Annotated in this window: 12 protein-coding genes; 5 read left to right on the top strand and 7 right to left on the bottom strand. The window is 55.9% G+C overall.

Annotated features, from left to right (window positions below):
• The first annotated feature begins 116 nt into the window (after nucleotides 1-116).
• Together DEU53_RS04315 and DEU53_RS04310 are read left to right on the top strand one after the other, a co-directional pair.
• Complete coding sequence (locus DEU53_RS04315) at nucleotides 117-881, top strand: hypothetical protein (protein WP_110866144.1); 765 nt, start codon at nucleotides 117-119, stop codon at nucleotides 879-881.
• A 141-nt stretch (nucleotides 882-1,022) separates the two neighbouring features.
• Nucleotides 1,023-1,763: a nitroreductase family protein gene (locus tag DEU53_RS04310; RefSeq protein ID WP_110866143.1), complete on the top strand. Its 741-nt coding sequence runs from the start codon at nucleotides 1,023-1,025 to the stop codon at nucleotides 1,761-1,763.
• 37 nt (nucleotides 1,764-1,800) lie between these two features.
• Here DEU53_RS04310 and rluF read toward each other — a convergent pair whose 3' ends face one another.
• Entirely contained in the window at nucleotides 1,801-2,682 is an 882-nt protein-coding gene (gene rluF, locus DEU53_RS04305) for a 23S rRNA pseudouridine(2604) synthase RluF (protein ID WP_101764411.1), read from the bottom strand.
• Between the two features lie 179 nt (nucleotides 2,683-2,861).
• Here rluF and DEU53_RS04300 point away from each other — a divergent pair, with 179 nt between their 5' ends.
• Nucleotides 2,862-3,599 (top strand): HPP family protein, encoded by a 738-nt coding sequence (locus tag DEU53_RS04300; RefSeq protein ID WP_110866142.1) that lies wholly within the window; start codon nucleotides 2,862-2,864, stop codon nucleotides 3,597-3,599.
• Here the strand turns inward: DEU53_RS04300 and DEU53_RS04295 are convergent.
• From DEU53_RS04295 to DEU53_RS04270, 6 genes are all read right to left on the bottom strand, one after another.
• Complete coding sequence (locus DEU53_RS04295) at nucleotides 3,569-4,510, bottom strand: metallophosphoesterase (RefSeq protein ID WP_110866141.1); 942 nt, start codon at nucleotides 4,508-4,510, stop codon at nucleotides 3,569-3,571. The two genes, DEU53_RS04300 and DEU53_RS04295, sit on opposite strands and share 31 nt — an antisense overlap.
• Before the next feature lie 12 nt (nucleotides 4,511-4,522).
• A complete protein-coding gene (locus DEU53_RS04290; RefSeq protein WP_110866140.1) occupies nucleotides 4,523-5,341 on the bottom strand; it encodes a carbohydrate ABC transporter permease in 819 nt (272 codons plus the stop codon).
• On the bottom strand, nucleotides 5,338-6,252 hold the full coding sequence (locus tag DEU53_RS04285) for a carbohydrate ABC transporter permease (protein ID WP_110866139.1): 915 nt from the start codon (nucleotides 6,250-6,252) through the stop codon (nucleotides 5,338-5,340). Before DEU53_RS04285 ends, DEU53_RS04290 begins: the two co-directional genes overlap by 4 nt.
• Complete coding sequence (locus DEU53_RS04280; RefSeq protein ID WP_110866138.1) at nucleotides 6,252-7,526, bottom strand: ABC transporter substrate-binding protein; 1,275 nt, start codon at nucleotides 7,524-7,526, stop codon at nucleotides 6,252-6,254. The genes DEU53_RS04285 and DEU53_RS04280 overlap by 1 nt, the downstream gene beginning before the upstream one ends.
• Before the next feature lie 27 nt (nucleotides 7,527-7,553).
• A complete protein-coding gene (locus DEU53_RS04275; RefSeq protein ID WP_110866137.1) occupies nucleotides 7,554-8,654 on the bottom strand; it encodes an ABC transporter ATP-binding protein in 1,101 nt (366 codons plus the stop codon).
• 129 nt (nucleotides 8,655-8,783) lie between these two features.
• Nucleotides 8,784-9,446, bottom strand: a complete 663-nt coding sequence (locus DEU53_RS04270; RefSeq protein ID WP_110866136.1) for a GntR family transcriptional regulator — start codon at nucleotides 9,444-9,446, stop codon at nucleotides 8,784-8,786.
• A gap of 168 nt (nucleotides 9,447-9,614) precedes the next feature.
• Between DEU53_RS04270 and DEU53_RS04265 the strand changes: the two genes are divergently transcribed.
• Nucleotides 9,615-11,105, top strand: a complete 1,491-nt coding sequence (locus DEU53_RS04265) for an ABC transporter substrate-binding protein (protein WP_110866135.1) — start codon at nucleotides 9,615-9,617, stop codon at nucleotides 11,103-11,105.
• A complete protein-coding gene (locus tag DEU53_RS04260) occupies nucleotides 11,102-11,962 on the top strand; it encodes an ABC transporter permease (protein WP_101764420.1) in 861 nt (286 codons plus the stop codon). Before DEU53_RS04265 ends, DEU53_RS04260 begins: the two co-directional genes overlap by 4 nt.
• The last annotated feature ends 1 nt before the right edge of the window (nucleotide 11,963 follow it).

Raw genomic sequence — 11,963 nt, 5'->3', positions numbered from 1 at the left:
GCCTGGTTATGACGAGTTACGTAAAGATACTGGTAATCCATACAGATAAGGTTCAGGATGGTCACTCATCCTGGATTAGCACCCACGGCCATTCACCCTCAATCTGAGGGCTCGTAATGAACTTTTATTCAACTGAAACCGTTTGCGCCATTACCGGTGCCAACCGCGCCAATTTACGTCGCTGGTTGCGCGGTGGATTAATTTCTGAAAATCACGTCAATAAGGACTGGAGCCGACATCAGGTTGATGAAGTGCTCGCCATGATGGCATTGACCTCGGGTGGTGCCACGCTGTGGCAAATCTATCAAGGTCGACACTGCGGGCTCGATTACTCTTCGTCTGGTTGGGTGGCACGCCGCGGCGATCTGTTACGGCAGCTGGAGTTAGGCTCTGATCGAGAACTGGCGCGTACTGTGCGCAATCTGGCGGGCGATTACAGCAGCGACGATTTCGTCAATGTGCTGATGAAACCGCTCAACCGCTGGCTGCGTGATGATACGCGTCGCGGGGCATCACGCAGGTTAACGCGCTTTCATGAAGCGATCGTTCATCACAGCGACTGTGTAAAACGCGCTTCAGCCCGTCAGCAGCAGATGCCACTGTTACTGGAAGTGGTCAGCACCGGCGATGAAACGGAAGTGTGGCTGGAAGCCATTCGCCTTACCGGACAAGGGTTCTGCGTCGAGGTGGATCAAACCTCACAACCGATGCTGTACAGTTCAGAAAGCCGCCACGATCATCACCTGTTGTGGTGCGGTGCCGGGATCAGCCATGAACGCATGACCCAGTTCCAGCGCGGATTACGTTCCGGTAAACCGGTGATGCTGAGCGGACCCGATCGCAGCGTTCATCCGGCTGTCGCTGAAGCCAGAGTCGCTTAGCCGGTGCTTTATGCACCGGTCTCATCGCTTATCCCATTCCGCACTTTGCTTATTCAAAAGAAGTAGTTAGCCACGGCAACAACGGTTAAGTTACATCACTCTCTCTTCTGCTACGCTCTCGCCTCCCAATCAGGAGGATCCATGAGTTCATTAATCGATATTTTCACCAGTCATAAAAGCGATCGCAGTTTTACCGACCTTCCCGTTGCGGATGCGGTGCTGGATCGCATCATTTCGGCCGCGTATCGCGCGCCAACCTCGGTGAACTCGCAGCAGGTCTCTTTGGTGGTGACGCGCGATGCTGAAAGACGCGCACAAATCTCCCAGATTGCTGGCGGTCAGCCGTGGATTGCCAAAGCCCCGGTGTTTATTACCCTGGTGCTGGATATGCATAAATCGCGTTTGGCGATAAACGCTATCGACCGCGAGCAGATCGCGCAGCAGAGCATCGAAAGCATTGTGTCGGGCTCAACCGATGTGGGTATTGCGTTGGGTTCTATCATGGCGGCAGCGCGTGCAGAAGGTTTGGGCATTGTGCCGATTGGCGGTATTCGTCGCGATGCGCAGGCGTTAATCCGCTTACTGGATTTGCCGGAATATACTTTCCCGGTGGCGGGCGTGGTGATTGGCCATGTCGATCAGCCTGCGCATCAGAAGCCGCGTCTGCCGCTGGCCACCTTCCGTCATGAAGAGCGCTATCAACGTGATGGACTGGAGCAACACATCGCTGCCTACAATCAGGAGATGGTGCAGCACTGGAAAAATACCGGACGTGAGGATGGCGAAAGCTGGAGTGAAAGCGTTAGCGGTTATTATCACAAGATTTACTTCCCGCACGTGCTGGACGCGCTAAAGAAGCAAGGGTTTGGCAACGAAAAGTGACGGTTTTTCCCCGCGCGCTGTGCGCGGGGAAAGAAAATTAACGCCCTTTCTTCTTACGACCTGGCTGGGCGAAACGCTGGCGATTAGCCGGTTTTGCCCCCGCTTTCTCACCCGGTTTAGCGCCAACCGTCGCGGGCTTTTTCGCCGCGCTGGCGGGTTTCTTTTTCGCCTGCGTCTTCTGCGTTTTTTGATCTTCGGATGATGAGTCTTCAATCAGTTTGAACAGATCGATCAGCTCGTCATCGGTCAAATCGCGCCACTCGCCGAGCGGAATCCCTTTCAGGCTGACGTTCATGATGCGCGTACGTTCAAGCTTGGTCACTTCAAAGCCGAAGTGCTTGGTCATTCGACGAATCTGACGATTCAGCCCCTGAACCAGAATGATGCGGAAGACAAAGGTCGACTCTTTTTTAACTTTGCACTTTTTGGTGACGGTGCCGAGCATCGGTACGCCCGCGCCCATTCCGGCAATAAATTCATCGGTGATCGGTTTATCAACGGTGACCACATACTCTTTTTCGTGGTTATTTCCGGCACGCAGGATTTTATTCACCAGATCGCCGTGGTTGGTGAGGAAAATCAGTCCCTGCGAATCTTTATCAAGGCGACCAATCGGGAACACGCGCTTGCTGTGATTAACGAAATCACCAATGTTGTCACGCTCACCCTCTTCCATGGTGGTGATGATGCCCACCGGTTTGTTCAGCGCAATCAGCACTAAATCTTCTTCGTCACGCGGCTCAATCAGCTGCCCGTTCACTTTGACTTCATCCCCTGCAAACACCTGCGCACCGACGGCAGCGCGTTTACCGTTAATGAAAACGTTGCCTTGCTCGATGTAACGATCGGCATCGCGGCGTGAGCAGATTCCGCTCTCGCTGATGTATTTGTTCAGGCGTGTGGATGAGTTAGGCAGCATGGTTCCTCCGAAAAAAAACGGACTATACAGCAACCTTAGGCGTTGGTTAAGCCTCGCGACAATCATCAGCATTTCTCTTACCACGATATAACAGCACACTAACAATGTGGTTGTTGTCAGCGGATCGATCAGCGACAATTCGCACCCATCGTTTTTTCTTATGACAGAGTGATTCCGTAATGACAAATCAGCCATCGGTGACGTGGATAACCTCCGTGCGCACCTTTCTGGCCCGCCTTTGGCCTCATCCGTTACCGGGAGGCAGAAAGCAGATGGTCATCGCCAGCATTGGCGCGGGATTGGGTTTAATGATTACCAGCCTGACCAGCCACTGGCTGCTGGGTGAAGTGAATCTGTGGTTTGTCGCGCCGATGGGCGCTTCAGCGGTATTGCTGTTTGGTCTGCCGAACAGCCCGCTGGCGCAGCCGTGGTCAATTGTCGGCGGCAATCTGGTGGCGGGCGTTGTTGGCGTCACCACCGCGCTGTGGGTTCCCCATCCCGCGCTGGCGTGTGGTATTGCGGCCTGTGTGACGATTGCGTTGATGTTTCAACTGCGCTGTTTGCATCCACCGAGCGGCGCGGTGGCGCTGACCGCAATTTTGGGCGGTAACGGCGTCCAGCAGCTGGGTTACCACTTTATTCTGACGCCGGTGCTGTTGAACTCGGTTTGCCTCGCGCTGCTGGCGTTGCTGTTTAACAATCTCGCCGGACGCCGTTACCCGCATCCGCTGGCGGCAACGGAAACCAAAGCGCCGCCTGTGGTGATCAACGTAGCGATTACGCGTGAAGATCTGCATCTGGCGCTGGAGAGCGGTGAAGTGCTGGATATCGATGAGGATGATTTGCAGCAGTTGCTGCAACGCGCCGAAGAGATTGCGACACTTCGTCAGCGCGGGCAGATGCCGGCATCATCATGAGTGGTCGCCATAAATGGCGACTCGACACCGTATTCTTTCACGATGACTTCATCGCCCTCAATTTCAATCACCGCAAACGGCACCTCTTCTGCCCCATCCAGCATCCCTTTGAGCGTATAGAAGCCTGTTTGACCGATGCGCGCAAAGCCGCCGCGATGATCGTGTCCAGAGAAACAGCAATGTATGTTGTAACTAGAAAGCAGCTCTGCCAGCGCGCTGCCGTTGAGTAAGTTGTGGCTGTTATGCGGCGCCAGCGGATAATGCCCAAACACCACCACTTTCTCCTCTTGCTGGCGGGCTTGCTGCAACTGCTGCTCAATCCACGCCAGTTGCTGCGTTCCTACCGCACCGTTCCAGGGTTTCGCCTGCGGCTGCTGGCGCGCGGTGAGGTCCACCAGCATCGCCTCCGCCTGCTTGCGATCGTCACCGTTCTGCGTGTTGCAATAGAGGCTGATGTCGTTGCCGTCATAAACAATAAAACGCCAGCCCTGCAGCCCAAAGGCGTAATAGCTTTTGGGTAGCGCAGCGGCTTCGTTGAGATGCTGCGCGATGGTCTGCGCATCGTGATTACCCAGCACCACCGCATGTGGATGTTCGAGGCGATCGTAAATCGGCAATATCGCCGCGTAGCTGTTCCAGTCGCGATCGACTAAATCCCCCAGCGTAACGACAAAATCCAGCGGCTGCTGATTCAACACCGCAATCGCCTGCGGCAGCTTATGAAGCGCGTGACGATAGTAGAGATTTTTCGCCATATCGGCGTCGATGTCGGCATATTGCGGATCGGCAATCAAACCAAAACGCAGCGTGCTGCTCAGCGGCGCGGAACGCACATCGGGCAAGGCATAGAGCTCGGCGACATCGCCCAGCAGTTCACGCTGCAGTTCAGTCAGCGGATGCGGATAAGACACGAAAAGCACTCCTTAGCGAATACCAGCACGCATAAAAGATTGAATAAACTGGCGCTGGAAGATCAGAAACAGCACCAACAGCGGCAAGGTGGTCATTAACGTAGCAGCGCCAATCAATGCCCATTGCACGCCCTGCTCCGGCGCCGAGAACAGTTGCAGGCCCACGGTGAGCGGCCGCACATTGACCGAATCGGTAATCACCAGCGGCCAGAGGAAATCATTCCAGTGGAAACTGATCGACACCAACGCAAACGCCACATAAATCGGCTTCGCCAGCGGAATATAAATCTTGCGCAGAATGTAAAAGCGGCTGGCACCTTCCACAATCGCCGCCTCTTCCAATACCAGCGGAATACTTTTAAAGGTCTGGCGTAGCAGAAAGATGGCGAAGGCCGATGAGAAATACGGCAGCGCGATGCCGGTCAGCGTATCGCGGAAACCCAGCGCGCCGATGGTTTTGTAGTTATTCAGAATCAGCACGTCGGGGCTGATCATCAGCTGCAGCAGGATCAGCGCGAAGATCGCGCCGGAAAATTTCAGGCGGAAGCGCACTAACGCGTAAGCGGCCATGGTCGCCAGAATCAGCTGCACCACCACAATCATCAGCACCAGCAAGCTGGTATTGAGGAAGTAGCGACCAAAGGGCGCGGCGTGCCAGGCATTAACGAAGTTCTGTAAGGTCAGCGGCGAAAAAAGCGAAAAGCTCGCCTGATCGGATGCCGGATGAATCGCCACCCAGATCGCCACCAGAATCGGTAAAAACCACAGCAACGCGGCAAGCCCAATGCCCATATTCAGACACAGGCGACCAAACGTGATTGTTGGCTTCATTGGTAATGGGCTCGCTTGTCCAGCAGGTTGAATTTAAGCAGTGCAATCGCGGCGAGGATCACCAGCAGTACCACCGTCATTGCCGCTGCGGCGGGCATATCCCAGAAGCTGAAGGCGGTGCGATAGATGTAGAACAGCAGCAGGCTACTGCTGTTATTCGGCCCGCCGTTGGTCATCGCGATCACCTGATCGACGATGCGAAACGCGTTCATCGAGGCATTGATCAGCACAAACAGCGTGGTGGGCATCAGCAGCGGCCACTGCACGCGGCGGAAGAAATAGCGGCGTGACGCCCCTTCTATCTGCGCGGCTTCGCTCAGGCGCGGATCGATCTGCTGCAAAGCGGCGAGATAAAAGATCATAAAGAAGCCCGCTTCGCGCCATACCGATACCGCCATCAAACAGTACAAGGCACTACCCGGTTCGCCGAGCCAGTTCATCGCTGGCAGCGAAAACAGCGCCAGCAGCTTATTCAGCAAACCCAGCTGCGGCGTGTAGAAGAACAGCCACAGATTGGCGATGGCGATCATCGGCAGCAGCGAAGGAATAAAGAACGCGGTGCGCACCAACGCATTGGCACGCATATGACAATTGACCGCCAGCGCCATCAGCAGCGCCAGCATGACCGCCAGCGGAATGGTGATCAACGCATACAGCAGGTTATTCCACAGCGACTGAATGAAGATGTCGTCATCCAGCAGCGCAAGATAGTTATCCAGCCCAACAAAATGGGCTGGACGACCGTTACGTGCTGCGCTGAACAGGCTTTCCCATACGGTCGCAACCGCCGGATAGTGCGTAAACAGCAGTAAAAAACTCAGTGCCGGTAAAATCAGCAGGTAGCCATACAGCTGCATCGACCATAACCGGGGCCGCCGAACCGGCGCAACGGTGAGAATCGTGCTCGTCATTATTGATAAGACTTCAGCAGACGATCGGCTTGCTTCTGCGCGCCTTCCAGCGCTTCGGCTGGCGTTTTCGCCTGCGTCACCGCCGCTTCTACCGCGTGATTGAGCGCATCCTGAATCTGCACGCTGTTGTAAGTCGAGAGTTCTGGCTGCGCATACTTCAGCTGTTCACGCGCCACCAATGCCTGAGGAACCTCTTTAACGTAATCCTTCATCACCGTGGTATCCCACGCGGCTGGAGAGGTCGCTACATAACCGGTGGCGATGCTCCAGCGCGCCGCCTGCTCGGGTGAGGTTACCCAACGGATAAACTCCATCGCCGCTTTCTGCTGTTCTGGTGAGGCATTTTTGAAGACATACAGGTTGCCGCCGCCGGTTGGGCTGCCGCGCTGGGTTTTCTCCGGCAGCATCGCCACACCGAACGGGAATTTCGCGTTATCACGCACGTTGGTCAGGTTGCCGGTGGTGGTCACCATCATGGCAGTTTTGCCGCTGATGAAGTCCTGCGGCGTGGTGCCCCACGCAATAGCACCCTTTGGCGACACCTCCTCTTTCTGGCCGAGATCGGTCAGCCACTGCAGCGTTTCCACGTTGCCCGGCGTATTGAAGTGCACCGCTGTGCCTTTGCCGTTATCCAGACGACCGCCGTTGGTGGCGGACAAGCCCTGGAAGTTCCAGTAGCCGTTTGGTGTGGACGGAATCTCGATGCCCCATTGGCTGACGCCGTTGGCATCTTTGATCGTGAGTTTCTTACTGAATTCGACCACTTGCTGCCAGTTGGCCGGTGGCGTATCGGCGTTTAAACCGGCTTTCTCGAACGCCTGTTTGTTCCAGTACATCACCACAGTTGAACGCTGGAACGGTACGCCCCACACTTTGCCGTCAATGTGACGCAGAAACGCCGGATAGAAACCGTCGATCCATTTTTTGCCTTCCTCACCCTGCGCTAAATCGCTGGCCGCCACAATCGCACCGGCATCAATCAGTGAATACGCTTCGATATCGCCGATCACCGCCAGCTGCGGCGCGTTGCCACCGCGAAAGGCGGTCAACGCTTTGGTCACGGTGGTGGCGTAGTCACCGGTATACACCGGCTGAATGCTCACGTCCGGATGCACTTTCTGGAAATCCGCCACCAGCGAATCCACGGTGTGGCTCACTTTGCCGCCCACCGCGATCGGGTAATACATTTGCAGCTTGACCGGTTCAGCCGCAAAAGCTGAGGTGGTGATGGCGAGGACTAATGCAGAAAGACGTGAATAACGAATCGCAGACATGATTTTCCCTTGGGCAAATGACAACGGTTAAACGGCGTATTTTTTCTGTGAAGCAAACATCTGTTGTTCGGCTGGTGCGCAGCGCTTACCGCTCTCGCGATGAAACAGATATTGCCGCGCGGCAGACCACTGCAATCCCACTTCGCTGCCATCGGAGAAGCGCTGCATGCCCGGCACTTTGATGGTCAGCGGTTCGCTGATGCCAGCAAGCAGGCACACCAGCAAGGTATCAGCGCCCATATATTCAGAACTGATCACCCGCGCGGTCAGCGCCGCCTGTTCTGCGGCGATCGGCTGGATATCTTCGGCTCGCAATCCGAGACTCAGCGGCGCATCGCGGTATTCCACCACCGGCGCGGTGAGATGCAGCAGATAGTGATGCGCGCCATTGCGCTGCAGCGGCAGGATGTTCATCGGCGGTGCGCCAATGAACTGCGCGGCGAACACGCTGGCGGGATTGTTGTAGAGATCGTCTGGCGTGCCGTGCTGTTCGATGTGGCCATCGTTGAGCAGGATAATGCTGTCGGCCATGCTCATCGCTTCGGTCTGATCGTGTGTGACGTACAGCATGGTCAAGCCGAGTTTCTTCTGCAGCGCGCGGATTTCACGGCGCATGCTTTGCCGTAGCCTGGCGTCGAGGTTCGACAGCGGCTCATCCATTAAACACAGCGTGTTATTGGCGATCACCGCACGGCCCAGCGCCACGCGCTGCTGTTGTCCGCCGGAGAGCTGTGATGGCAAACGATCCAGCAGCTTATCCAGCTCCATTAGCTTGCTGACATTATCCAGGCGGGCAGCAAACGACTGTTTCTCCTCGCCGCGCGCTTTCAAACCAAACAGCAGGTTTTCGCGCACGTTAAGGTGGGGAAACAGCGCATAGGACTGAAACACCATCGATAGCTTGCGTTGCGACGGCGGCAGATGGGTGATATCGGCATGATTAAAGTGGATCGCCCCGCGATCGGCAGTTTCCAGTCCGGCGATGGTGCGCAGCAGCGTCGATTTACCGCAGCCCGAAGGACCGAGCAGCGCGACAAACGCGCCTTCTGCCGCGTCGAAGCTGATGTCGTCCAGGGCGATTTTCTCGCCCCAGGCTTTAGTGATGTGGTGAAGCGAAAGGTGGCTCATGCATCCGCAATCCAGAAATCAGAATGGCGGTAAGCTAGCGGAAGGAAATGAAGGTTTTATGTCATTGCGGTGACCGCGCGGTTAAAGGCCACCGAAGGGTCATCATTAATGACGACCTTCAAACATGAATCACTGATTAAAATAATGTTGATGCAAAATCGCAGCCCCATCATCAATCGCTTTCATCAATATCTTTTCACTGGTGACCGCATCGCCGGCCTGTAACGCTTCCAGCAGGTGATCATAGTTATGATGCCCATTCACCACCTCGGCCGGCTGCGGATAGAGATAGTTAAAGCACGGACCGATCTGCACCCAAAGCTGTTCGATCAGTGCCTCTAGCGTTGGCATTTGCGCATAGCCATAGAGCGTAAAACGGAACGCGCGATTGGCTTCTAACGCCGACTCGGCATCACCGCTTTGTTTGGCTTGCATAAAGCGCGCGCAGAGTTTTTTCAGTTCGGAAATCTGTTTTTTTCCCAAAAATGGCGTCGCCGCCCTCACCGCTAAACCTTCAAGCTGCTTACGAATCAGCGTAATCTCATCAAAGCGCGGGCGCGTCATTTCCGGGACCAGAAACGCCGCAGCTGGCGTGGCATCTAATGCTCCGGCAGAAACCAGTCGCAACAAGGCTTCACGCACCGGCGTGATGCTGGTACCCAATTGAGTCGCCAAATCGCGCGTCACCAGCCGTGCGCCGGGTTTTAACTTGCCAACAATCAGCGCGCTGCGCAGTGACGATTCCACCTGCGCGGTCAAACTCATGCGCTGCGCTTTATCCATTTCGATCATACGTTGAGGGCCTTCTACTGAATTTCGCAAATGGTAAGTTATTTTTAATGTTTTATTGCCAACTTGCCAGATTATAGGATATATCATGTATTACAAATAAGCACAGTCTTGATTCTGGCAGTATCCACTCTTTTCACTACCTTGCCGTTGGCAATTTTGGGAAACGTTATGAGATTACCTGCAGTGAAGTTTGCCACCACCGCGTTGCTATTTGCTCTGATGCCAGCCGTACAGGCAGCGGAACTGACCATTGGCCAACCCACGTCTGCCACGGCGATGGATCCCGGCTTTCTCAAAGAATCTGCCACCTTAGTCGACAACCTCTTCGATACCTTAGTGCGCCGCGCCGATGACATGTCATTACAGCCGGGCTTAGCCACTGAGTGGAAAGCGATTAACGACACCACCTGGCAATTTACCCTGCGCCAGGGCGTGAAATTTACCGATGGCGAGCCGGTAAACGCCGAAGCGGTGAAGTTCTCCATCGATCGTATTTTAGACCCCGCCAATCACGCACCGACGATTTCCTATATCCGCACCATCAAATCGGTGGACGTGATCAACGACTATCAGGTGCAGATCCACACCAACGGCCCGGATCCTCTGCTGCCCACGCGCATGAGCCGCTACCCGGCTTACATTGTGCCGCCAGCGTACGTGAAGAAGGTCGGCGCCAGCGAGTTTGCGCGCAAACCGGTGGGCAGCGGCGCTTACAAGCTGGATAGCTTTATCCCGGATGAAAAAGTGGTGATGGTCGCCAATGAAACTTACTGGCGCGGCAAACCGGCGATCGACCGCGTTACCTGGCGTCCGATTCCCGAAGCCACCGCACGCCTCACCGCGCTGCTGACCGGCGAAGTGCAGCTGATTGAAAGCGTGCCTGCTGATTTAGTGCCCGCGCTGAAAAATCGCCCCAACGTCGAACTGGAACAGGTGAAAGGCGGTGGACTGACGATTTACCTCGGCCTGAAAGATGATGAGAAACCGCTGAGTGATGTGCGCGTCCGTCAGGCGCTTTCGCTGGCGTTAAACCGTCAGGCTTATACCCAACAGCTGCTGCACGGCTTTGGCACGCCAACCGGTACCATGGCCGGAGCCAATGACTTTGGTTATCTGGCGGTTCCAGCCACCGCGCAGGATGTGGCGAAAGCCAAATCGCTGCTGGCTGCAGCCGGTTACGCCAACGGCTTTACCCTGCGCTTCCAGGCGCCGCGCCGCTATATTGCCAGCGCCGATGTAGCCCAAGCCATCGTGCAGGATTTAGCCGCCATTGGCGTGAAAGCCGAGCTGGAGGTACCGGAATGGTCGGTTTACACCCAGCAGGTCGCGTCCCAGAAACAGGCTCCGATGTATATGCTGGCGTGGGGATCCACGCAGACGCTGGATGCTGATGCCGCGCTGTTCCCGATTCTGCGCAGCGGCGAGCCCTATTCCACCGTGCATGATGCAGAGCTGGATAAGCTGCTCGATCAAAGCCGTCAGATTGTCGATCCCGTTGCGCGCAAAAAAGTGTTAGAGCAGATTCAGCAACGCGTCGCGGAACAACAGCCGCTGCTGCCGCTGTACCGTGAAGATACCTTGTATGCGCACAGCACGTCGCTCAACTTCAAAGGCCGCGTCGATGCCCGCATCCCGCTGTTTGATCTGAGGCTGAAATGATTTCACCGGGCACCGTGCTGCAGCGCCGTCCACGCCGCCTGATTTACGGCGATGCGGTAATCGGCAGCCTTTTGCTGATCGTGGTGATTGCCGCGGCGCTGCTCTCTCCGTGGCTGCCGTTGCCCGATGCCTTAAGTAACAATCTCAATGAGATGTTCCTGCCGCCGGGTTCACCCGGTGCGCAAGCCACGCATTGGCTCGGCACCGATCAACTGGGCCGCGATCTGCTGGCGCGCATTCTCTCCGGCACGCGCTTGTCGCTACTGGTGGTGTTGGTCGCGGCGGCGATTGGCGCGGTGATTGGCGTCGCGCTCGGTATGATCGCCGGTTACGCCGGCGGTTGGGTTGATGCGCTGATCATGCGACTGATCGACATCCAGCTGGCGGTACCGTTTATTCTGTTGATTTTGCTGGTAATTGCGCTGATGGGCGCGTCACTGACCAACATCATTGTGATTATGGGCTGCACCAGCTGGGCGATTTATGCCCGCGTGGCGCGCGCCAAAACCTTAGAGATTCGGGAACTGGAATATATTCAGGCGGTGCGCGCCATGGGCTTTTCGCCGCTGCGCATACTGCTACGGCATATCCTGCCCAATCTGCTGACGCCGCTGGTGGTGTTGCTAACGCTGGATATCCCACGCCTGATCGTGCTCGAAGCCTCAGTGGGTTTTCTCGGTATGGGCATTCAGCCACCCACGCCAACGCTGGGCAACCTGATTGGCGAAGGTCGCTCTTACATGCTGCTGTCGCAATGGCTGGTGCTCTATCCCGGTTTGGTGATTGCAGCGCTGGTGATTGGCTGCAACCTGCTCGGCGATGCGCTGCTACGTCGCACGCATACGAGGCTGGATTAAG

This window comes from Pantoea sp. AG1095, from assembly GCF_003208415.1.
GTDB classification, from domain to species: Bacteria; Pseudomonadota; Gammaproteobacteria; order Enterobacterales; family Enterobacteriaceae; genus Pantoea; species Pantoea leporis.
This window is presented reverse-complemented; position numbering and strand designations above follow the sequence as displayed.